13 protein-coding genes are annotated in these 26,188 nt (G+C 31.1%); 5 read left to right on the top strand and 8 right to left on the bottom strand.

All coding sequences use genetic code 11. The features are described from left to right. Positions 1-32: 32 nt before the first annotated feature. The 8 genes from IUY40_RS00225 to IUY40_RS00190 form a co-directional block, all read right to left on the bottom strand. On the bottom strand, positions 33-1,997 hold the full coding sequence (locus IUY40_RS00225) for a putative porin (protein ID WP_195734893.1): 1,965 nt from the start codon (positions 1,995-1,997) through the stop codon (positions 33-35). Positions 1,998-2,153: 156 nt separating this feature from the next. Beyond that, positions 2,154-3,635: a RagB/SusD family nutrient uptake outer membrane protein gene (locus IUY40_RS00220; protein ID WP_195734892.1), complete on the bottom strand. Its 1,482-nt coding sequence runs from the start codon at positions 3,633-3,635 to the stop codon at positions 2,154-2,156. 15 nt (positions 3,636-3,650) lie between these two features. Continuing rightward, a complete protein-coding gene (locus tag IUY40_RS00215; RefSeq protein WP_195734891.1) occupies positions 3,651-6,773 on the bottom strand; it encodes a TonB-dependent receptor in 3,123 nt (1,040 codons plus the stop codon). Between the two features lie 1,425 nt (positions 6,774-8,198). Beyond that, positions 8,199-9,635, bottom strand: coding sequence for a SusD/RagB family nutrient-binding outer membrane lipoprotein (locus IUY40_RS00210; protein ID WP_195734890.1), 1,437 nt, complete (start codon positions 9,633-9,635; stop codon positions 8,199-8,201). A gap of 13 nt (positions 9,636-9,648) precedes the next feature. Further along, positions 9,649-12,834, bottom strand: a complete 3,186-nt coding sequence (locus IUY40_RS00205) for a SusC/RagA family TonB-linked outer membrane protein (RefSeq protein WP_195734889.1) — start codon at positions 12,832-12,834, stop codon at positions 9,649-9,651. 426 nt (positions 12,835-13,260) lie between these two features. Further along, complete coding sequence (locus IUY40_RS00200) at positions 13,261-14,661, bottom strand: RagB/SusD family nutrient uptake outer membrane protein (RefSeq protein WP_195734888.1); 1,401 nt, start codon at positions 14,659-14,661, stop codon at positions 13,261-13,263. Between the two features lie 4 nt (positions 14,662-14,665). Then, positions 14,666-17,797, bottom strand: coding sequence for a SusC/RagA family TonB-linked outer membrane protein (locus IUY40_RS00195; RefSeq protein WP_195734887.1), 3,132 nt, complete (start codon positions 17,795-17,797; stop codon positions 14,666-14,668). Positions 17,798-18,323: 526 nt separating this feature from the next. Further along, positions 18,324-21,089: a prolyl oligopeptidase family serine peptidase gene (locus IUY40_RS00190; protein ID WP_195734886.1), complete on the bottom strand. Its 2,766-nt coding sequence runs from the start codon at positions 21,087-21,089 to the stop codon at positions 18,324-18,326. 213 nt (positions 21,090-21,302) lie between these two features. Between IUY40_RS00190 and IUY40_RS00185 the strand changes: the two genes are divergently transcribed. The 5 genes from IUY40_RS00185 (at position 21,303) to IUY40_RS00165 (ending at position 26,186) form a co-directional block, all read left to right on the top strand. Beyond that, positions 21,303-22,133 (top strand): hypothetical protein, encoded by an 831-nt coding sequence (locus tag IUY40_RS00185; RefSeq protein ID WP_195734885.1) that lies wholly within the window; start codon positions 21,303-21,305, stop codon positions 22,131-22,133. Positions 22,134-22,476: 343 nt separating this feature from the next. Then, positions 22,477-23,778 carry an endonuclease V gene (locus IUY40_RS00180; RefSeq protein ID WP_195734884.1) on the top strand — a complete coding sequence of 434 codons (1,302 nt, stop codon included), beginning with the start codon at positions 22,477-22,479 and terminating at the stop codon, positions 23,776-23,778. A gap of 74 nt (positions 23,779-23,852) precedes the next feature. Next, entirely contained in the window at positions 23,853-24,050 is a 198-nt protein-coding gene (locus tag IUY40_RS00175) for a hypothetical protein (RefSeq protein WP_195734883.1), read from the top strand. Between the two features lie 369 nt (positions 24,051-24,419). After that, the gene (locus tag IUY40_RS00170; RefSeq protein WP_195734882.1) at positions 24,420-25,517 is read left to right on the top strand and encodes a PQQ-binding-like beta-propeller repeat protein; all 1,098 of its coding nucleotides are present in this window, start codon (positions 24,420-24,422) and stop codon (positions 25,515-25,517) included. A 249-nt stretch (positions 25,518-25,766) separates the two neighbouring features. After that, entirely contained in the window at positions 25,767-26,186 is a 420-nt protein-coding gene (locus tag IUY40_RS00165; protein ID WP_195734881.1) for a hypothetical protein, read from the top strand. Positions 26,187-26,188: the final 2 nt, after the last annotated feature.

Below are 26,188 nucleotides of genomic sequence, written 5' to 3'. Positions count from 1 at the left end.
TAAGGTCTGATTTCCATTATTATTAATTAATTTTATTGGAAGAAATTCCAAGTTAAGCCAAATCGAATGACAAAATCACGATAGGGATTGTTCGGTGCTGAATAGTAATTACTACCTGAAAACGACGAATTAAAATGCTCTGCTTTTAAAAATATTTTTGTTTGTCTGATTCTTGCATTTATAAAAAAATCAAAGTTCGGATAGTTTCCTATTTCTTTCTTATTTTGAACAAAAAACTCTCCAATTACGGGATTATAATCATTCCCATAATAACTAGTAAAATAATTAAATACAATTCCGGTTTGTAAAAAAAGTGCTTTTTTAAAGAAATAATTTGTGTAATACAATGTATTTCTTGTTACGATTTCTGGCACATTTAATACCGCATTTGCCTGATCTACTTTTTGATATAAAACTGTATTATCCAATGCAAAACGTCCAAACTTAAACTCCTTACTAGCTTTTACTTCTAAGTAGTTGATTGTACCATCGTATTGTGCTGGTTTTATAATTTGGGTACCTGCATTAGCTTGCGTAGTTGTTGATTGATCTTCAAAATACATATGATCATTCAATACAGAATACTGAAATGACATATTAACCCAAGGTGTCGTTGCGTTAGCGCTTAAAGAATTAATTTTTTCGTTCTTAAATTTATTCGACCAATTGTACTCTATATAACTACTCTGATATAAATTATAGTTATTATTTGGCAACTTATTTATGTTTTGATACTCAAATGAAAGTTTAATTTTATCACTAAAATCATGCTTAAGCTTTGCTTCTAAATTGGAAAGTGATTGATTTGTGATTGATCTTGAATATAAAAATCTACCGTTCCATTTGTTTTTTTGATATTCGTATTGTCCTCCAAAACTATTAATATTCTGACTTAATGAGCTAGGAATAATCACCCCATCATCAAAAATCAAAACTCTTCCATAGTATGAATTACTTCTAAAATCATCTATAAAAAATTGAAATTTTCCTAGCAATATATTTTCATAAGCTATTCCTGCCTTATTATACATTTTGTTATAATGCGACTGGTCATTAATATTATTTGTTACATATGAATCTCCAAATCGAAGAACATTTTTCGTGCCAACGGTGGATAAAACTGTTGGCTGATAGTATTCGAAAAATTTGTTTTCGTAATTAAATTGATGGGTTACATACAAATTATTATTTCCATGCGTTTCATTTATCCTATAAGCATGATCAAAAAACAATCGTTTTCCTTTTAAGAATGATTTTGCATCAGTAAGATACACTTCTAACCTTTGTCGGTTTTTGAAATCTGCATCTCCACTTTCGAAATCTCCTGGTGTAGTAATACCTCCGTTTTCTTCGTTAGAAATATCTTGATAGGTATAATGCGCATTAAGATAGTACTGCCCTTTTTTTGTACTATAACTTGCTGTTAATTTAAAATTTCCTGTACTCGACAATTGATTTATATAATTCCCCTCTGAACGCAATCCTTTATATTCTGCCGAAACATTAAATCTTTCAGTCATATTCAAAGTTATAAACGAATTTAGTGTTTGCCCTTTATTGATTGTTGATTTAAAATACAATTCAGTTAATGGAGTTGCAACAGAATAATACTGAATCTGATTGGCTTCTAGAAAATTAAAATGCTTTGCTTTAAAACCCATTTCAGGATATGGAGTAAAATCGGTTAAGCTATATTGAAGTGTATTGTATGTTTGTCCAATATTAGAAAAAGGCAATAGTCCAAAATTATCCTTTCGCAAGTAATTATGGCTGTATTCTTTTTGAATTGTAAGTGATGTATCCAGATAAGTTGTATCACGCTCAAGTGTTATATATCTATATTGATCTATCCTTGCTACTTTCTTTTTGGCTTTAATAGTATCATTAAGCCCATGATGCGCACCACTCATGTCTAAATTACTTTTATTATTTGCTTTTGCCTGAGAAAACAATAGTGTGGGTAGTACTAAAAGATAAATTAAAAAGAGAATTCTCATTTGAAAGGGTTATATATATTTAGATATTATTTTCGACAATTTAGGATGACGCAAAGGTAAATGAAAAAAGTTTTTAAAAATAAAAAACCCGCTTATAAAAAGCGGGTTTTAAAAAAGCGGATTTTAGCAATCTACTTTGATATTATTATGCTGAAATTATTTTCCGTTATTAACAGTATTGTCAATAAATGGATTTGCATCAATTTCAGACTGAGGAACTTTAAGCATAAATCTTAAATCATGAGCCTGTAAATCATAAGTTACTCCTGCATTAGGTCCTTTTAAACGTTGATTACCATCTCTAGGCATTCCTTTTCCTAAACGTTTTGCATCAAACCATTCCACTCCATTTTCTAGGAATAACTCTTTACGTCTTTCAACTAAAATTTCATCAATAAGAGCTTGTCCTGTATTTGAACTTTGTACCGCATTTGCATCTCTATTTTTTTGTAATGCAAACAATACAGTTTTTGCACCACCATTATTTCCTTGTCTTGCTTTTGCTTCTGCATCAACTAATATCATCTCAGCATATCTGATGATTGGAGAATGAGAACTAAATGTAAACGAAAACTTGTTCGAAACATAGTATCTATAATCAGTAGATGGAAGTGTTGCTGATTTTTTATTAAATAATTTAGTTGGCCCTACTCCTCCTCTAACATCTGTAGCAGAGAATAAACTAACAAATGTTGAATTTACATATGCAGAATAATAACCAGGAGATCTATGATCAGAAAAAGCGTGAGGTGCTAAATAATAGTAATTACTTTGATCAGGTCTTTGAGGAGATCCCCATAACCATTCTACACTAGCATTGTCTTTAAAACCTGAACCATAACCACCAGCATCTAAAACCGAAGTGACATTTCCACCATACGCTTCTACAGCAGCAGCTTCTGCCAAATCCCATTTACCCATTACCTGATAAACTTGTGCTAATATAGCATTTGCAACTTCCTTATTCACAAAAGATTTTCCTAAGCGGTCTTCAGACAATAAAGGGATAGCTGTAGTCAAATCATCAACCATAAAATCATAAACTTCCTTTACAGTAGACATCCCTTTAGGCTCTACAGTAGGCTCTTTATAGATAGGTGGTGCTGGATAATTTTGATCCTCATTATATGATTTTGAAAACTCCAAAACTAATTGGTGGTAAAAGAAAGCACGTAATGCATACGCCTGTCCCAACAATTCATTTTTATCATCCTCTACTATTTTTGTACTAGCATTAACCTGTTTAATAAAGTTATTAACCTGATTAATCATAAAAAAAGGATAATTCCAAGTAAAAGTAGGTCTACGATATGTAGGCTCTCTATTATTGTTCTCGTAATCAGTTCCATACCAACTAGTTGTAGATATCACGTCATTACCTTTAACCGATCTTGCATAAAAAATTGAATTTAACCCACCTACATCTGTAGTAGCAACACCTGCTGCATTTTCAAATTGCCCTCTGAAACGTCTCAATATCCCGGCCATAGCCCCTTCAGCAGTGGCTCTGCTTTCATAAATACTTTCAATAGGAACTCCTGTAGTAGGTTTTACTTCATCTAAAAATTCCTGACTACAACTACCTAAGCAAATTACACTTACTAAGGCAGCTGTTATATTTCTAACTATATTTTTCATATACTAAATTTATTATTAAAAATCAATCGAAAACCCTAAAGAAGCCAATCTTTGGTTGTATGTTCTACTATCTGTTGTACCAGAAAAACTTTGTTCTGGATCAATTCCTTTATGAGATTGGAAAGTCAACAAATTATCTCCCTGCAAGTAAATTCTAATATTATTTACTCCAATAGAATTCATTACATCTTTTGGAAAGTTATAACCGATATTCAATGCTTTCAAACGGATATAATTATTTTTGAATAAAAATCTTGTAGATTGAGAAGCATAATCCTGAGTTGATTGATACAATCTTGGAACATCTGTAATATCTCCTGGTTGTTGCCAACGGTTTTCTAAATCTGCAGATCCTGGACGTCCTGGATCTTTTAATCCTGTCATTAATGATGCATATGATGAATCATAAACGTAAGCTCCATAACTAAAGTTGAACAAGATATTCATATCAAAATTCTTGTATTTGAAGTAATTTGAAAGTCCTCCAACCACATCTGGCAATGATGATTTCCCTACATAGTTACGAGAAGCTTCTGAATAATTAAATGTAGTATTTCTATTTCCATTAGTATCTACACCATCTTTATACCATTGTCCTTTACCTGTAGCCGAATCAACTCCAGCCCATTCCTGAATCCAGAAATCATAAATAGATTTACCTACTTCCCAACGCTTACTACCATTAATAATATAATCTTGTGTTAAAGATGTAACTTCATTTCTATCAAAAGAGAAGTTCAAATCAGTAGTCCAAGTAAAGTTAGTATTCTTAACATTCACAGAACTTAAATAAACCTCTAAACCGTAGTTTTTCAAAGAACCTGCATTTGTTAAATAAGTTGTATTACCTGTTGAACCTGCAACTGGAATTGCATAAATTAAATCAATTGATTTTTTTTGATACCAGTCTGCTCCTGCTTTAAATCTATCATTAAAGAATCCTAATTCAATACCAATATTCGATGAAGCTGTTTTTTCCCAAGTTAAACTCTTATCAGCTGGCGCTCCCAATGAAACTCCTGGGTAATCCATTTCACTCCATCCTAAATTATATAATTGTTGGTAAGGAAAATAAGAATCTGTACCATCAGCATTCAATGCTCTATTATTTCCTAATTCTCCATAAGATCCTTTAAGTTTTAAAGTACTAATAACTTTACTATCTACTAAGAAACTTTCATCTTTAATACTCCAAGCACCACCTACAGAAAAGAAATTACCCCAACGTGAATCTCTTGCAAAACGAGATGAACCATCTGTACGGTAAGAACCTTCAAGGAAATATCTATTAGCATAATTATATGTAGCACGACCTAAATAACTATTAAGACGCTCTTCTGTAACAGTTCCACCAACTCCTGTTGGGTTAGTTGCTCCATCATTAACTTCTACTCCTGGCAAAAATCCTTCCCCTTGAGCATACATTCTATCTAACTTAAACTTATAAGCCTCTTGAATTCCATCAACACCAATAGTATGATTTCCAAATTGCTTTTTATAGCTTAACACATTCGTAATATTTATAGAAGTTGTAATATCTCTATTTTGTGTTATTCTACCATTAACTCCAGCAGCATTACCATATAGAGAAGAACTATAGTTAAAATTATCAAGCATATATCTTTGGTATCCAATTGTAGTTTTGAAAGATAAATCTTTTGTAATTTTATAACCTGCATACCCATTGATAGTAATATCATCTCTATTATTTCTAACAGTATAATTATACAATGCTCCTAAAGCATTTTCATTCCCCATCATTGGACGCACTGCATTTAACGCTCCATCACCTGCTCCATAATCATAAATCTTTCTTCCTAAATTATCAAACATTTCATTCCCTTGATCATCATGTTGATATAATGGATAAATTGAAGAAACATTATAAATCCATTGTATTGGACTTTGATATGAATTTCCTGATTGCGTTGGGTAATTTTGAGTTGATGTAGTATAACCTACACTTAAACCAGCGGTTAGTGATTCATTAATTTTGGTATCTGCGCTAACTCTAACCGAAGTTCTCTTAAAATTTGAATTAACTAAAGCCCCTTCTTGGTTCAAATTATTAGCAGAAAATGAAAATGCAGCATTTTCACCACCACCACTAATTGCGATAGAATTTTCTTTTCTTATAGCCGAATTATTAATCAAAGCCTTTTCCCAATCTGTATCCCAATATTTATCTGTTGTAACTAATTTTCCGTTAGCATCAACAGGAACTGTTGCTTTATAAGGATTGTACCCCAAAGCTGACACTAATGAATTAGATGCATTTTGACCTGCTAATGCAGGAGCTTGTCCTCTACCATATTGATTTACATTACGTACTGCTTCCCAACTTAACTCCGTAAGACGATCTGTTGACAATAATTTATGTAATTTAACTGCATTGCTACCAACACCTACTACAGAGTTTAAGTGTACCGTTGTAGGCGTATTAAATTTACCTCTTTTAGTAGTAATGATAATTACACCATTTGCTCCTCTAGAACCATATAAAGCAGTAGAAGAAGCATCTTTTAACACACTCATGCTTTCTATCTGATCCGCACTAATTGAGTTAATATTCCCTGAAAAAGGTGCACCATCTAAAATAATCAAAGGCTCTGCAGAAGAACTGATAGACCCAATACCACGAATACGTATGGTTGGACTTTCACCTGGTTGACCTCCTGCTGAGATAATGTTAACCCCAGCAACACTACCTTGAATTGCTGTTAAAACATTCGTAGCTTGTTGCTTTTCTAAAATGTCTTTACCTACTGTTGCTACTGAACCTACAATAGATTTTGTTTTTTGCTTACCGTAAGCAACTACTACAACTTCATCAAGTGATTGAGAAGCTGATGTCAATTTTGCATTTACACTATTAGATGCTCCAACAGTTACAGAAGCGTCGTTCATTCCCATAAAAGAGAATTGCAAAACATCTCCCGCTTTTGCCTGAATAGAATAAACACCATTAAAGTCTGTTTGTGTACTTACTTTTGTCCCTTTTACCACAACATTCACTCCAGGAATTGGTCCAGAATCATCTGTAACCACACCCTTAATGTTTTTCTCCTGAGCAAAAGAAAACTGCATAGATAACGCTAACATTAGTAGTGTAAAAATCCATTTAAATTTTAATCTCATATTAATATATTTTGAATTAGTAATTCTGCAAACATCTTAATAAAAAGTTAATTAACCAAAAGTTAATCATAATATATTTTTTTTAACAAGAAAAACACTTTTTATCAATAAAAACATCAAAAAGAACACATTTCTTACATTTTAATCAAAATGTGCTTAAAAATAAAATTGTTCAAAATAAATACAGGAATAAAAAGCAAAACACAAAAACCTTATTACAAAGAACTTAATAACCACTTTACCATACTATATCTTAATACACTCTAAAAATTAAACACAACAACAACCCAACAAAAGAAAGAAAAAAGCTTAAAAAAATAATTAAAAAAAATTGCATTTTTTTTTAAATTCCATGTATCAAGAATGCGCTAAAACTGTTAAAACAAACACTCTTAATGCATGAATAACAAAGAATATAAGACTGAATCCTATAATTAAATCTAATTACAGACCTTATTCTTAATTGACGTGAAAATTTGAATAAAGTACAAAAACCAAACGTGGTAAATAATTACTAATAAAAAACACAATTACTTAAGCCTTTCCTCGATCATATTATTACAAATCACAACCCTTATTCATGTATATAAAAACCCTGTCTTAGCTGAAATCTATACATTATAAAAAACAAAAAAAGGAGCAAAATCATAGATAGATTCCTCTCCTTTTTTAAAATACATTTCAGTACTTTCCTCAATACTTTACAGAATGTTGTTTTACGTAAATACTATTAAACTGCACTATTACAATCTAATTAATTATTCTTATTTATTTTTGATTATCTACAATAAGCTGCTATCAGTAACTGGTTACTTTCTCCCGATACGCAAGTATTGATATGTGATCTGCTAGAATCATCTTCCTTTCCTATATCCAGAGACAAACCTGTATCAGTTCTATTACTAGCAGCACTCCTACCAGGGTTCACATTATTCGGTATTGCATTTATAACAAAATTACCATCTTTATCGGTACATTTTATAATGGTATTATTTACTTCTTGATATATTTCTTTTATTACATCATTAGCATCATAATCTACACCATTATAAGAGGCATCTTCTAAAAATCATAAAAAAGGACAAAAAACCAGTAAATAAATTATTGCTTTTATTTTGGTTAATCTTTTTCACAATCTCATATACATTACCAACAATAAAACGTTGATTTTTATCTAGTTATGCAGTATTATTGCAAATCTCCTAATCAACTATATTTTTCATAAAACAACAACTTATGGTATTACATTAAAAAAAACTACAAAAAAAACAGCAACAAGATTGTTACTGCTAATTACATATTAAAATACGAAAAAGGAGTAGAAAAATTTATCTTCCACTCCTTTTTATTAAAAACATATTTTAAAAAAAGTGTCCTCTGATAAATGAGTGCACTTTTTCTAAATTATTTCAGTACTAAAAAAAACTATCTTGTTCCTCCAGCCCACCAAACATTTTCTGAGTATACATATGACCCATCTCCAAATGCTTCTTTAATATTTAAGTTAGCAGAAACATCAGATTGACCATAACCGAATCTTTGTGGAAAAAATGCAGGCTTTGGGTTTACCATAGGTATGAAATCCCCATTACCCATAGCTTTTAAACGTCTAATATCATTATAACATTCTATGCCTTCATTTTCGTAAAAAGAAATATATTTTTCTACCATTATTTTTTTCAATAATGCATTACCTGTTAAAATTCCTATAGAAGCTATATAAGTATCTGCTTGGGCAGCAGTAAAAGTTACCACTTGTTTTTTAGTAAAAGCAGCTTTTATAGCATCATTCATAGTTGTTTGAGCAGTAGTTAAACCTAATCTCGCTTCAGCTTCAGCTTTTAAGAATAATAATTCATGATAGCTTAACAAGTAAATTGGGTTTTTTTCACTAATAATAGCAGAGATAGAATAGATACCCTGCCCTTCTATAGTGGCTAATGATGCATTGTCAAAAGGTTTAACTACACCATCTATTTTTGAGAAAAATGCGTTAGTACGAGCATCCGTTGCTCCGTTTGCTATCATAATATCATAGAAACTTTTTGCTACAGATATTGCACCTACATTAACTTGGAATCTAGCATAAGGATTTGGAATTGCATCATTTGCAAGTTTGAATTCTTCATCTACACCAGAAAATGAAGCATTTACATAATTAATTACAGCTTGGTAATCAGCTTTTCTAAGAGATAATCTCATAGTATATCTTGCTAATAATCCGTTTGCTGCTTTTTTCCATTTTTTTGAATCTCCTTTGTAGATTAAATCTTGATTTCCTAAACCTGCATAAGTTGTAGTTTTATCTAGATTTGAAATACCTTCATTTAATCTTTGAAAAATAGCTTCATAAATAGCTTCTTGTTTGTCTATTTTAGGTTGAAAGATTGTATTTGGCTGTAAAGCTTCAGAATAAGGAACATCTCCAAAAAGATCTGTCAATATAGCCAAATTATATGCGAATAAAATTTGAGCAACACCTAAAGTTTGGTAGTTTCCTTTTTCTTTCCCTGTAGTACACTTTTCAATAATAATTTTTAGCGATCTTAGTTGCGAGTAAATTTCAACCCAGCTATTGTTGTAAGTTGTTGCAAGTTGAGGTTCTCCACGTCTAATTTGTGCATTATACATTTGGTTATGATTTCCTGCATTTAACTCTGAGTATACCCCAGCGTAAAATGAATTATCAGCACCAGTTGTAGAAAAACCAGAAGAAATCATTACATCCGTGATAGCCAAACTAGTAGGCACATCTGTTGGATTGTTTTTATTCTCATTTATTTCATCCATCTTGTCCTCAGAGCAAGATTGGAATAAAAATAAAGCCATTAATACTGTTATAGTTACTTTTATATTCTTCATTTGATTTTTTTAATTAAAATGTAAAGTTTAGACCAAAACCAATACTTTTAGCTTGTGGCATTGACCATTGCTCAAATCCACCTGACATATTATTGTTTCCTTGTGATGCTTCAGGGTCAAGATTAGGTATTTTAGACCATAATAAAATATTTCTTGCAAAAACAGATGCTCTAAGATCTAATGTGTTATTCATCAATTTAGGGAATTGATACACCAAAGAGACTTCTCTAAGTTTTACAAAACTAGCATCAAAAACAGCAGATTCTGTAATATCACTCAATGCTGATTGTAAATCTTGATGCCCGTTTGGATTTGTAGCTCCTCCTAAAGCAACATCATTTGGAGTTCCATCTTGCTTAACACCTGGGTAAATGTACTCAGATGCTCTGTCTCCTGTTCTTGCATCTACACCATAAAAGCTCATCAAACTATTTGATCCGCTGTATATCTTTCCTCCATTTTTCCAATCAACTGTAGCAGCCAACGAAACTCGCTTATAGGTGAATTGAGTAGAACCTCCTAAATTAAACTTAGGAGCAACCTCTCCTATCGCTTTTGAATCTCCAATTAAAGGAAGACCATCTGAATCTACCACTATGTTGTTGTTATCATCTCTTACAAAACTTGTCCCATAAATAACAGGGAAACGATCACCAACACTAGCTCTAATCTGTGGCGACACAAATCCTCCTAAACTGATGTTATCGACACCTGGAGCTAATTCCTTTACATAAGAATCAATTTGAGAGAAATTTATATTAAATATCCAATTGAAATCTGCTGTACGGATAGGATTTGTAGTGAATACAAATTCGTGTACATCAGTTTCCATTTTCCCTCCATTTGTTACTAGAAAACTAGCTCCTGTTGATCCTCCTAATGGAACATTAAAAATTTGATCTGTCACATTTTGTTTAGAGTAACTATACTCAATTCCAATTCTGTTGTTAAAGAACTTAAAGTCAGCCCCAACTTCATATGATTTTGTGTTTTGTGGCTTTAAATTCGGATCGTATAATATTGAATTAGGACCAAATGAACTAACACCCGCTAAAGGATATTGTATTGGACTTCCAACCCAAAAACCACCCGCATAAGAAGGCACAGAGTAGAAATCTTTATAATATGTTCCTGCTTGTCCAACTTCAGCTATCGATCCTCTAAGTTTAGCATAGGAAAGTACAGAACTACCTTTTAATCCTTCTATTTCTGTTAAAATAAAACCTAAGGATACTGATGGGTAGATGAAATCTCTATTTCCTCTTGGCATAGCAGAAGCAATATCTTTACGAATCGTTGCACCTAGAAAAATCATATTTTTATAAGAAAACTCAGTGTTTCCAAAAAAACCTACTGTACGTGTTTGTCTACGAGTTTCTTCTGCAGTAACAATTCTAGCATTAGCAATTGTAGACCAGCCACCAAAGTTTAGTGCAGTTCCAAGGTCATCATAAGCCTTCATATTTGTGTGATTATACTCATTTCCAACTAAGACATTTAAATTTAAATCATCAGTAATATTTAAGTTATAATTTACAGTTAGTAAAGAATTAATTACATCATTTGTTGTGCCATAAAGATTCACACTACTACTGTTTCCTGATAAATCAAGTTTATTTCCAAATTCAAAAATATCTCTGTAATTAGATGTATACGAATCAACACCTGCTTGATATTTAACCGTTAATTTTTGATTTCCCTCTACACTTAAAATAGGGGAATATTGAATATAACCATTTCCATAAACACGATTTGTTTTTTCGCTAAATTCATTATTCTCAGCTGCCCAATAAGGATTATTAAAAACACTTGGTCTAAAATAAATTTGATCATAAGGATTTGTCGGATTAGAGAAACCATTTCCTTTTAAATCATAACTTCTTGGAGCTGCAAAAACACCAGCTATAGCTGCATCATTTGCAGCTGTACTTTTGTCTATTTTAGTTTGTACGTAATTTACTGAGAAACCTGTTTTCCATTCATTATTTAGCCTTGTATCTACAACTGCTTTAACAGTATGCCTATTCATTCCTGTTCCAGGTAACATGCCTTCTTGATTTGATGACCCTATTCCGAATGAATAATTAGTATTTTCTGTCGCTTGAGCAATATTTAAAGAATTATTAATAGTATACCCAATCTTAAAAAAATCATTAATATTAGAATGTGCTTTAGGTATTACCCATGGATCTAGTCCAGCTTTCTCTCTCTGTGGCACAAAATATTTACCAGGTCTTAATATTCCTCCATTATTTACATTGGCAACATTTCCCCCGTATGTAGGATCATTTGGTAGTTCAGAAATTTTTGGCCCCCAACTTTGTGAAGAAGTTGGATTAAAAAGTCCACCAGAACCCTGTGCATATTCATTTTGAGTATCTGGCTTTTTTGAAATTGTTTCAAAACTTGTAGAAGTATTGAAAGTAATAACAGGCTTACCACTTTTAGCTAAATTTCTTCCACTTTTAGTAGTAATTAAGATTACACCATTAGATGCTCTTAGTCCGTACAACGCTGATGCAGCCTGACCTTTTAAAATAGATATTGATTCAATTTCATTTGGATCAATGTCTACAGCTCTATTCGCTATATCAGACCCAGTTACACTATTTCCTGTACTAAAATCTGATGTTGACGATACAGGCATCCCATCAATAACGTACAAAGGAGTGTTATTTCCTGTGAAAGAACGAGCGCCACGAATTATAATCTGTGATGAAGCTCCAGGAGCACCACTAGAAGGCGTGATTTGTACACCTGCTAATTTACCTTGTAAAGCACCAGATAGACTGTTGTTACTTGCTTTTGTTAGGTCAGCTGCTTTTACTTCTTGTACAGCATATCCAACTGCACGAGCACTTTTCTTAACTCCTAATGCTGTAACAACTACACCTTCTAGTTCTACTGAGTCATCTTTTAGTTTAGCATTAACAATCGTACTATTAGCTACAATCTCTTGGGTCTTCATCCCAATGTAACTAAATATAAGAGTTTGACTTGATTGCGCTTTGATGGAATATTTTCCATCAAAATCAGTTTGTGTTCCCATTTTTGTCCCCTTAACCAATATACTTACACCTGGTAAAGGCAAACCTAAATTATCAGTTACAACACCCGAAACAGCTCTTTCTTGTGCAAAAGAAAACTGCATGGTCAATGCCGCTAATAATGTTAAGACCCATGTAAATTTCACTTTCATGTTAAATTTTTTATAATTAATACCCAACAAAACAAATGAAAATTTCTTACATTAACAATTAAATAATAACAATTAAGAAAAAATTCCTACTTTAAAAAATAAACAAAAAGGTAAATGAACTACAAAACACAGATAGATAGCACATTACTTATGATTATGGCTAAAAAACTACAAGAACTCTGCTTTATGTATTTAACAAGAAACAAAATGTTAATTTTTTAACATTATCCAGTTAAAAGAAATTAGCTCTTATGGTAATAGCATTTTACAGTTATAAAATGCTGTTTTTATCTATTTTCAGGAAACTCATACTATTTATTTCATAAAAACTGCCCAAAAATTTTGGACAGTTTTTATGATTTATTAAAGCTAAAGTTTTGCAATAATCTTAAAATTTAATTTCTAGCTTAACTATTAGCGCTAGAATCAATAACCATTATTTTGAACTGTATTAGAATTAGCATTCATTTCTTTTAACGGAATAGGAAAAGCATATCTAGAACTACCATAAGTAATTCCTTCCAAACCTAAATCATCATAAGTTTGCTTAACAGGATCTACAACTGGCATATTCATCTTAGTTCTTGCGATATCATCAAATCTAAATCCTTCAAAACATAATTCTTTTCTACGCTCTAAAAGAATATTATCTATTGACACCGATACGTAAGGTGTAGCATTACGATTTGTGGCTACTAAATTTAAATTTGTCAATGCTAGAGGATCTGCTGCATTAAGTCTAAAAGAAGATTCTGCATTTATTAACAACATTTCCTCAAATCGAAACAGAACAACATTTATATCGGCTTTTACAAACTTACCAGTATTTCTCAAACGCAATCTTTCTTGCATAGTAATCATATTCCCTCTAACATCTGCAGAAGAAAATTGATTCTTTAAATCTTCTAAAACTACAATATCTCCATAAGCTGTATTATTATAGATGTTAAACAAACTATCATTACCACGGTTATCTTCTGAAGTAAACACTAACTCAAAAATAGAATTAGGCTGAAGATTTGCTTTAAACGATTCTGCATATTCTACAGCAGTAAGTATTCTTGCCCCACTATTATTAATAACTTCCTGTGAAGCAGCTTTAGCCATATCCCAATCTCCGAAATATAATGCAACTCTAGCTTTAATCGCATAAACCATAGTTGTTCTAACGGCTTTTTTATTTCCTTTATCAAGGGATTTATCCATCATTGTTAAAGCTTGATCCAAATCCGCATAAATAAACGATTTCACTTCTCCTACAGTACTCCTTTTAGGCTTCATTTCATCTAAATCTAAAAAATGCTTAACATAAGCTACTCCCAAAGAATTTAAATCACCGCCAGCAACATGTTGTTGTCCATAAATACGCACTAAATCATAATGAACCAAGGCACGCAAAGCCAAAGCTTGTCCTTTTACATGATTAATTTCAGCTTCATTTCCTATAATGTTTGGGTCAACAACTATATTTGAATCTATAATAATGTTACAATTTGCAATTACAGCATACATCCGTAAAAAAGCATCATTTGCATCAGAATCAGCATTTGTCATATTCATTGCTGCTGAAGTTCTAAACCGTCCCGAATTACCATTTGCATAAGCATTATCAGAACGAACATCTCCAAAAACCATTACATTTCGTCCATAATAAGCAAATGTGGTCATTATATCATAAGCACCCCCAAGTACAACTTTTAAATCTCCAACTGTTTTTATCTCAGTGTTAGGTTTATTTATACTTAGTTTAGGATCTAAATCTCCATCTGTACATGAACTCAAAATGAGTCCTAAAAGAACTAAATATGTGTATATTAATTTTCTCATTTTCTTATAATTTTATGTTTACTGCAAATACTACCGATTTTACTGGAGGACTTACTAGACTCGTTAAACCATCTGCGCTTACCTCTGGGTCATATTTCATCTTACTGTCTTTTACAAAAGTCAATAAATTAGTTCCTCTCACTGATAAATCTAATCCGGCAAGACCCATAAATTTAACCGTTTCTGGACCAAACCTATATCCTAAAACCAAGTCTTTCATTCTTATATAATCACCATCATACAAAAACCTTGTTGATGTACTTGCAGCATTTCGCCCTGCTCCAAGCTCCATCTTAGGAGTTGAGGCTACATCTCCAGGTTTTTTCCACCTGTCCATCAAATTTTCTGTACCATTAAATGACACAAAAGTATTATCTCCCGTACTTTGAGTATAACTAGCCCAATCTTCATACACTTTATGTCCTCCTGCGAAATAGAAAGAAACATCTAAATAAACTCCTTTATAATCAAAATGAGTCCCAAATCCACCAGAATAAACTGGAGCTGACTTCCCTTGCATTGCCACTTTTGCATTATTGTAAACTGATGTCGTTTCTCCATCTACACCATTAATATACCACAATGGTAATCCATTTGCAGAATCTACACCAGCCCATTTACGCATATTCCAAGTCCCAATTGATTCTCCTACTTTAGTAACTTTAGTTCCTGTAGTAATATCTATATCTTTTCCTGCTGGATCTTTTGCTAATTTTTTAACTTCATTATCATTATGCGAATAATTACCTGAAACAGACCAATTAAAACCTTTTCCTTTCAAAATATCCACAATCAATTCTAATTCAATTCCTTGATTCAAAACTGCACCTGCATTCATTAATTGCACTACACTAGTTCCTGTAGGAACTCCTTGCGTTAATGAAACTGGTACATTCTGCAATAAATCATACGTATCTCTATTATAATATGATATACTTCCCGAAACTCTATTTTTAAACAATCCGAATTCTAAACCTACATCAACTGTTTTGTTTTTTTCCCAAGTCAACAGCTCATTACCTATAGTAGATGGATAAGCTACTGGCTCTGCATCATAACTAGCATCAAATGCAATTAATCTTTGATATGAATTTTCGTTTATACCACTATTTCCTGAAGTCCCATAAGAAGTTCTAAGTTTTAAATTATTAAAAACAGAACCTTGCATAAATACTTCATTACTAATATTCCATGCAGCACCTACAGACCAGAAATCACCAAAACGATGCTTTGGGGCAAATTTAGATGACCCTTCTTTTCTATATGTAGCATCAAGTACATATTTATTATCATAGCTATAATTAAACAACCCTAAATAAGAAACATTTAGCCAATCTGAAAAATTTCCCTCAGTAGATTTATTTTTAGAAACAACATCTAAATAAATCAAGTCATCCGAACCAATATTCTGACCATAACCTCCAATAAAATCATTTTTATTTTTTTGGTGCTCAAATAGAGCGGTTGCATCAAAACTATGCTTATCTAATTTCAAAGTATAATTAATCGAATTTTGTGATACCAGATTTGTGTTCCTTCTAATACTCTGCTCTATAGTACCATTGTAATTCATACCATCCCCATGAATTCTATTATTATAATTATGATAAGTATTCATATTATAATCTACTGCAAATACTGATTTATACTTAAAATTATTTGATATTCTCCAGTCTAAAGTATTATTGGATCTAATCCCTAATAAATCATTAGTTTTAACATTATTGGCTAAAGTATAAAAAGTATTATGCAGAGAAGTCCAATATCCAATATCTGAAACATTAGCCCCAGTACCAATATTATAACTACCATCACTATTGTAAGGATTGACCCAAGGATTCATAAAATATTTTGTCAAGTTAGGATTACTAAAAGTTCCTGTTCCTTCTAAAATACCATTCTGCTTAGCTTCAGAAAAAAAGTTTGCTGTACTAAACTTAAGCGTTTCACTTAATTTTCTTGTAACCCCTAGCGTAGCAGTAAATCGTTTAAAATCAGCTCCTCTAACAGTAGCTTCTGTCTTATTATATCCAAGAGAAGCATTAAAGGTTGTCTTCTCATCACCTGCTGAAACAGAAAAATCTGTATTTTGAACTAATGCATCTTTATTCTTTAGTAATTCTCCCCAGTTATGACTTATTCCGTCCCAATCTTTTAAACTTGCTTTGCTAGCATCAACTTCTAATCCTTCAGGAGTTTTCAAAAGCCAATTTTCAGCTGTTGTTCTATCGAAGCCTTTTGAAGCTCCATAAGTATTATAAACCGCATCTAAATACAATTCTTTTCTTTGATCTCCAGTAAGTGGTCTTCTTCCTATTACTGCATTATTCTGAAAACCAATAGAATTACTAAAGTTATAAGACGGTTTCCCTACTTTTCCTCTTTTTGTTGTAATTACAATTACGCCATTAGATCCCCTCGCTCCATAAGCTGCTGTTGCTGATGCATCTTTCAAAACTGTTACACTCTCTATATCATGACTATTTAAAGTCGATAAAACTGACATTGACGAGGTCGAACTCTTTGTTGTCTGAACTGCTTTATTATCATTACCTCCCGAAAGATCTCCACTTATTACAGGTACACCATCTATAACATACAGAGGTTGGTTATTTGCTGAAATTGAGCCTGCTCCTCTGATACGAATATCCTGAACAGAACCTGGGGTCCCAGAAGAACTTGACACCTGCAAACCAACTACTTTTCCTTGTAAAGCCTGATCAACTGAAACTGTTGGAATACCACTTAAAACATTTCCAGAAAGCTGTTTAGAACTACCAGTCATATTGCTTTTAGCTTTAGTAACATATCCCATTACCACAACTTCATCCAACGCATTTCCATCTTCCTTCATGACTATATTAACTACTGAAGAAGAAGCAACTGTAGTCACCATGTCTTGCATTCCCATATAAGAAAACACAAGCACATCCCCTTGTTTTGCCTTAACAGAATATTTACCATCAAAATCTGTTTGGACGCCAATATGTGTTCCCTTAACATTTACGTTTACGCCGGGAATCGGCCCTGTTATTGCATCTGAAACAACTCCAGAAATAGTCTTCTCTTGTGCAAAAGAAAACTGCATGGTCAATACCGTTAGCAATGTTAAAACCCATGTAAATTTTACTTTCATGTTAAATATTTTATAATTAATACACAACAAAACAAATGAAAATTTCTTATACTAACAATTAAATAATAATAATTTTAAAAAAAATCTTACTATAAATAATGAATAAAAAGGTAAATAAGCTACAAAAAACAGATAGACAGCATATTGCCTATAATTACAACTAAAGAACTCAACTTTACGGATTAAACAAGAAACGAAATGTTAATTTTCTAACATTATCCAGTTAAAAGGAATTAACTCTTATGGTAATAGCATTTTACAGTTATAGAATGCTATTTTTATCTATTTTCAGGAAACTGATACTATTTATTTCAAAAAAAACTGCCCAAAAATTTTGGACAGTTTTTATGGTTTATTAAGTACCTAAAATTACAACTAATTATTTTTTTCAGTACTAACTTTGAAGTTCTACAATATCTATTTAAATTTCCGAATAATTCATTCCTATTATTATACAAATTATGTGAATGTCACCAATATAAATAATAAGAAAAACAACTCTAATAAATTATATTTTTCTTCTTTTTTAGTATGCTTTATTACTTTCTTTTTCAAGATTTAATCGTCCTTTGATCATCCATTCTGGAGTTTTTTCACCTTTCAGATAGTGATCAAAAAATTGTTTCATTCTCGTTGACAAATCTTTTCTGTTGCCCCAACTATCGGCCTTAAGATTGTGCGGTTCTCCATTATAATTTAACATCCATACTGGCTTATCTAAACGACGTAAGGCTACAAAATATTCAATTCCCTGATACCATGGCACTGCTCCGTCGTTATCATTATGCATCATTAGTAAAGGTGTTTGTACTTTATCGGCATAAAACAAAGGAGAGTTTTTTATGTAGGCATCTAAATTACCCCAAATAGTTTCGCCTATTCTGCTTTGCGTATGTTCATACTGAAACATTCTACTTATACCTGTCTCCCATCGGATACCTCCGTAAGCACTGGTCATATTACTAACTGGAGCTCCTGCCATAGCGGCTGCAAACATATTTGTTTGCGTTATAAGATATGCTGTTTGATATCCTCCCCAGCTTTGTCCCTGAAGCGCTATATGTTTTGCATCGATTGATGGATATTGTTTTATCATATTCTCCACACCACTCACAATACAGTTGTAGGCACTCTCTCCTGGAAGCCCCTTTTTATAGACGATATCTGGAACAAAAACAAAATAATCATTACTAGTGTACAACGTTCTGTTAATTGTAGATCTACTAGGCTGAGGAGCATAATGACGGTGATACGTATCTGAATTAAGTTCATAAAAATATACTACCGTTGGGTATTTTTTGTTAGGATCGAAATTCTCTGGCTTGTACAATAATCCCTGTAAAGTAATTGTATCATTATTTTTCCACTCTACCAAACTTACTGATCCCCACTTATAATTTTGTTGTTGTAGATTTGCTTTTGTTACTTGCTCAGGAGATTCAAAATCGGATGTGGCAACCCAAATATCAGGATATTGCTGATAATTTTGTCTGGTATAAAAAATCGTTTTACTATTTTTTGATTTCTTAGGTGTTGTAAAAAAATAATCTCCATCTATTATGACAACAGGTGTTTTTTCTTTGTTAAAATCTGAATATACATATCCTGCTTTTTTAGTACTTTCTTCAAAAACTGATAACAAAACCTGTTTTTTAGTATCTATAAATTTCTCCTCATTATCTATCTGAAGGTATCGATATACTTTTTTAGTTTCTCTTCCATTTTTAGTTATTCTTTTTGGTTGTGTTTTTGATTCTGGGTCAAATTTCCATATATCATAACGGTCATAAATGTAAACCGATTTATCTCCTTCATCCCAGCCAGCAATACCGTATGGAGAAGGCTCATTAGGCTGATCATTTCGCTCGTCATACCAAGTCACATTTATTCCTTTGGTTAATGGTTTCTGCTGATTCGTTTTTAAATTAATAGCATAATAAATACTGTCCTTCCTATTGTAGTAAACGGCATGTTTTTGGGAACCTCCAAACCATATCTGATCTTGTTCTTTAATTATTACGTTTTGTTCTCCTGTATTAAGATCAATTTTATAAAAATCTTTTACAAATAAAGCATTCCATGAAGAAGCTCTTTTATAAGATTCATCATCTTCTCCTAAAACAAAATTTCCATCTCCATTATTTAATACTGTAACATCGGGAATAGCCTTATTTGCTAACTGTACCGCTTTGTCTGAACTAAAATCATATACAGCCTGATACGTTCGATTTTGTTCTTTTTTACTTTTTACAATCTGTTCTGGTTGTAATTCTTTGTCTGTCCATGCCCATATATCTACTATTGCACGTTCTTTATTTAACAAAGTATCTTTACGCTTTTCTCCTTCAAATAAAGCATTTCCAAAGAACAATCTTTTTCCATTTGCTGAAAAAAACAAATCTCCTTTATCTGAATAATTCCAATTCTCAGGAAGATTCTTAACCCTATTTGCTTTTAACTCTGTCAATTGTGATTTTGTTCCTTTATACAACTGATATTTTTTAATTTTAGTTGTATCGGATGAAAATAGAAACCCTAAATTTTCTCCTTTATCTTCTATCGCGATCTTTGTTATTGTTCCTTTTGAATTAAAAATCGTATCGGTTTTTTTTGCTCCTGCATCAAAATACAATAAGGCTGATGTAGTTAAAGAATCTTTCTTTTTTTCTGAATGAAGCAATAATTTATCTGCTTTTTTAGACCAGCTAAAGCTTTTTATATTCAAAAATGATACACTATCTTTATTTATAGGATTATAAACCACTACAAGCGTATCGCTTTTTGCTTTTGATTTTTTATCTGCTTCTGTTACATCTTTTGCCTTTACTGTTTTCAGGATTGTTTTATAAGCCAGCCACTCCCCTCCTTCTAGAGGCTGACTGAAATTTTTTAGATTTGGATATTTTTTTATTTCTCTGGTTTTAAATACATAGATTCCCAAAGAATCAACTGGCAGTTTTTCTTTTTTTAGCTTCTTTGTTTCTGCCTTTCTTCTAACTGCTATTTCTGGCTTTATTTTAAATGATACAAACGTACTTTTCCCATTAATTTGGGCATCATAGCCTCTCGAAATTGTATCTGATGCTTTCGTTTTAATATTCACTACAACAAGCTTACCATCACCATTTCCAGGATTATATTCATATACCAAATAAGCACCGTTTTCAGACAACTGCGCTTTTTCTATTTGTTTCCAATTATCAAAATCATCTATAGTAAGTGATTTTTTTTGTGCAAATGATGCAATTGCAACAAAAAATAAAGAAATAAGCAAATACATTTTAAATTTCATAATTCTATTTTATTAGGGATAATTCTAGCTCAATAATTCAACTATTGCTCGTAAAACTACATAAATAATGTACATTCCACAAACCCTTCCCTACAGAAATAGTTCAACCTTAAATTACAACAAAATAAAAGCTATAACTACACAGCAAAAGACTTACAAGCAAACAAAACGATAGCAAATTTCAGTAAACAAGAAGTTGATACAATTTTTGACATGATAGCTAATAAAACCCCACAGCTAGCTGAAGATTTAAACAATGCCGCATTTATAAGCATCAAAAATGCTCCAGATGCTATTGCCCAAGAAGGTAAAATGGCGTTAGCAAATATTAATAATGATAGTTTTATTATAGTAACGCAAATAAACAATCAGGTTATCTATAATGTTTTTAATTTAACTGGAGCAACACCTCATTTTTATCAATCAACCAAAAATAGCAGCTCTGAACAAAATCCAAAATGTGATTATTGCCCTGAAGTAAATACTTTAGACTCTGAATTATGTAAAAGGCTAACAGTATTAGGGAAAAATACAAATAATAAACTCGCTGTTGAAAAATTATGCAAAAAAGGAATATCTTTAGCCGTTTTAAATAAAGTTTTAGATTATAGTACTGCCATACAAAAAACATTTATTGATGATTTTTCTGAAATTTCTACTGTAGGTATGCAAATAATGAATAAAGATCTTAATTTAGTTACTTATTGGAAAGAAAATGGAGATCATTATAAAACAAGAAAATATCATGATGGCAAGCATACTAATTGGGCTGATAATGTAGCTACTCTTAGAGCTTCTGACAAACGTCTTGTAGATGCTATTGATCATCAAATTAGAGAAGGAATACAAGTTAGAGATACTGTTAATAAAAAAGTATATAAAGATTTACCTAATGGAACTTTTGATGCTGCAATTATGGAGTCTGGTTATTCTAATAGTGGGAAAGTTTATCTTACGTACAATAGAGAAAAGTACATTGGAGATAAAGATTTTAAATTTGATGATGTATCTTATAGTAGCTTTATGCTAACTGAAGACCCTTAATTCAAAGCAAAGCGAAGTACTTAGATTTTATTCGTACTGATCTAGATTCAGGGAAAGGTGGTATTTATAAAAAACTTTACGGAGGATCTGTTGAAGCACAGAAATTAATAGCAGCAAATAGGCCTGGTATTCATTCTGAAGTTTTAATTTTAAATGAAATAATTAAAGGCAAGAATGTTAAATCGGTAGATGATGTTAAAAGCTTAAACATAAAAATAATTGTAAAACAAAAATTGAAAGCCAGCGAAACATTAAATCAAGTTGATTCAAATTATAATCATATGCGTACATGCCCAAATTGTTTCTACTTAACTGAAGGTGTAAATTTTATTTTAAATAAATAATGAGCGAGAAATCAATAAAATACTATCCTAATAAAAGTAAATTAGTTTTTATAGACAGATTATCTATCTCAGATGACAAATCTTTTACAGGAATTCGAGAAACCATTACTGCTGAAAAATATACAAGAGAAACTTTTGTAAATCGTAGATTACATGGGATAAAACTTTGGGTAAGCGAAAATTCCTTCTCAATTTTTATTTACATTTTTGACGAAAACAGATATAATTTTGACATAGATAAAGACAATTCTCTAAACTCAATAGATAGAATTCATACTATTTATGACTTACAAACATTTGATTCAATCGTAGATTACAAAGTCATAAATAAAGTAGGAAAAAGAGAACATCATCAAGGATATAATTTTACTCGTGAAGATTTAGATTATGATAAAAAAATAAAAGAAAATTATGATGTAATAAAAAATTACGAAGATACTAAAGATATTTTTACACGTTTAGATTTATTTGTTTATGGATATTGGGAAGATCCATTCAATCTTACACGAGAATTAAACCAGGAAAGAGCAGGAAAAACACTCTATGGATATCTAGTACAGGAAAGCATGAAAGAAACATTAGGATATACAGTTCCAGACGATTTTATGGAAAAATATGTTCTTCAAAATGAACTCGCTGAAAAGATTGTTGAACAAGATGATATTCCGGATTCTATAAAATACATTGGAGGTATTTGTGTAGCATACAACGACATAGATCAGAAAATGGTCTCAGCAATTGTAGTAATGAATATTGAAACACAAGAAATTGTTGATCAGGCATTTTATGAGTCAGAAGATGTTACACTGCATATCCCTGATTTATTTGCTTATAACGAAGTTCCTGTAGTATTGAAAGCTTTTGAAAAACTAAATATAAAACCCCATTTAATTTTTTGTGATGGACATGGTATTGAACATCCTAAAAATATGGGATTAGCTACTCATTTAGGAATTGAGCTAAATATTCCTACTATTGGCTGCCCTAAAAAAAGATTAGTAGGTTATTATGACAAAGCAACTTTAGGAAATTCAAGAGGAGATACACAAGAACTATTATTTGATGACAAAATAGTAGGTAAAGCACTGAGAACCTTAGAAAATAATAACCCTCTTTATGTATCTATTGGGCACAAAATAAGTTTAGAAACAGCAGTTAATTGGGTTTTAAAAATGACAATCAATACTCGAGTTCCTTTTATAGTGCAAGAAGCAATAAATATAACTGAACAACTCATGCCAAAAAGAATTAGATATGATTTCTTAGATGATGAGGAAAACCAATATGGAATTATAATATAAAATGAACACCCCCCCTACCGCACGAATCCTTTCGTGTGATATGCTAATTAAAGTTAAACATTCTATGATTTATTATGAACACTTACTATTTTAAAATTAAACTTTGGAGCAATAAAGCCATCCAACAAAAAATAGATTATGTACACAACAATCCTGTAGAGGAAGGATTAGTTTATAAAGCAGAAGATTATGTATATAGTAGTGGAATAGATTATTCAGGGCAAAAAGGATTAGTTGATGAGGTAATTGTTTTTAGGAATTTTTATATTTAAATAGAACCACCACACGAAAGGATTCGTGCGGTAGCGGGGGCCTGGCTCAATAAGTAATTTTTTAAAAATCGGAGGTAGTTCATACAAACAATTTAGTACTTATATTGGAAAAATAAATTCTTTAGATGAACTTCGCTATTATTTTGATATAAATAAACTATCTGATATTAATATTATTAGAAATAGATTTCGAAGTATTTTTGAAGTAAATGCACAAGATATATTTAATAAAAACACAAAAAAATTTAACACAATCAATATAACACCAACTAGTAAAATAGATTCTTGGCAAAAATTAGAAGCTGTTGCTAAAGATAAAGAATTATTTAATTCTTTAATTGCTAACAAAATAGTAAAATTAGAATAATTATGTATTCATATAAAAAGAAGGTTATTACCAGTTGTAAAGATTCATCATGTTTTACAACCTATGATAATAAACACTCCTATATAGCTAATCAAAAAATAATAGTTGAAGAAAATGGAATTTCAGTTTTTGAACTTCCTTTTTCTTCATTAAATTCCATTAAATTAAGTAAAAATAAGTTATTAATATTTGATGACAATAATAATTTAATAATATACAATACGATAGATTATTCCTTTATTGATTTAGAACTTGACATAAATCTTAAAATAAAAAATTGGCAAGACTTCAATCAAAATTTTTGGATTCTTTTAAAAGAAAAATCAATATTTGAAAATATTTTAGGTATCCTAAATTTAAACGATAATACTTGGTTTATAAAAGATCAATTTTACCCTGATATTGTTCTTAATAATAAGTTTATTTTTGGAGGAACTTATTTTAAACAAATTTGCAGATATTCTATCGAAAATGGGGATTTGGTTTGGCAAACTGACATTTCAAAAATAGGAAAACATATTCCTTTTTTAGAAAAAGAAGAAGAACTAGGGGAAGTCAAACAGTTTTTAGGCATTTGGAATAACCAACTCATTGTACTACTTACAGGTGGCAAATTTATCTCCATTGATACAGAAAGCGGTGCTGTATTATGGGAACAAAACCAAGTTCAGTTAAACAAAACTTTTCAAATAATAGATTATGCTTTTAGCGATCCATACAATTGTTTTTTGGATGAAGAAAAAGGATTAGTATATATTTTACAAGGTGAAGTATTCATAATTTTAGATTTAAAAAATCAACAAGCAAGCTATGAATGGAATATAAAAGATAAACCAATTGATAAATATTTATTTATTCGCCAAAGTAGGATATTTAAAAATCAAATTTATTTTACTGCTTTTAGGAAAGAAAATGAAGGCAATGACGATACTATAGGAGTTTTTGATATTGATAAAAAAGAAATTATTTGGCAATATACAATAGAATTTGAGAAAGCTAATTTTATTCCAAATACCCAAGATAATTTACAAGTAAATGAAACAAATTTATATGTGTTAGATTCAATAGGATCACTACATATTTTTGGCAAAAACAGCTAGTAAGACCCCGCTACCGCACGAATCCTTTCGTGTGGTATGCTGATTAAAACTAAACATTCTATGATTTATTATGAACACTTACCTATTTAAAATTGAACTTTTGAGCAATAAGGTCATTCAACAAAAAATAGATTATGTATATAGTATGAACTTTTAAAAAATGGTTTACATATTCGAAAATATGCTAACTATAATGTCACAATTGCAGAAGAAGCTGTTCTTAAATTATATATTCAAGATAATTACTACATGAATTTTAACAATGCTTTATCTGGTCAAATTCCTATGACTTCGGAATATATTGCAATGAAAGAATTAATGATTTTTGCATGTTCGAAGCTACCAAAACAAATTGGTATTAATGCTTTTAGAGGAGCAGGTTTAACAGAGTCTAATTTTGCAAAAACATTAATAAAAGGGCAAAAATTTAACTTTGGAGAACGCTTTATATCTAGTTCACTAGATGATTACACTGCAGATATATTTAGAAGAGGTCATAAAGGAGATGTTATTTGGCAAATAGAATCTAAGACAGGTATTGACTTGAAATTAATAAATGGCTCAGAATCTGAAATATTATTTAAACCATTTACACAATATGAACTTATAGATATAATTCCAAGTACTGAAAATCAAAAGTTTTTCATATACAAAATCAAAGAACTATAAAT

Source organism: Flavobacterium sp. ALJ2, from assembly GCF_015594725.1.
Lineage (GTDB): Bacteria > Bacteroidota > Bacteroidia > Flavobacteriales > Flavobacteriaceae > Flavobacterium.
The sequence above is the reverse complement of the archived record's forward strand: the minus strand, read 5'-3'. Positions and strand labels throughout refer to the sequence as shown.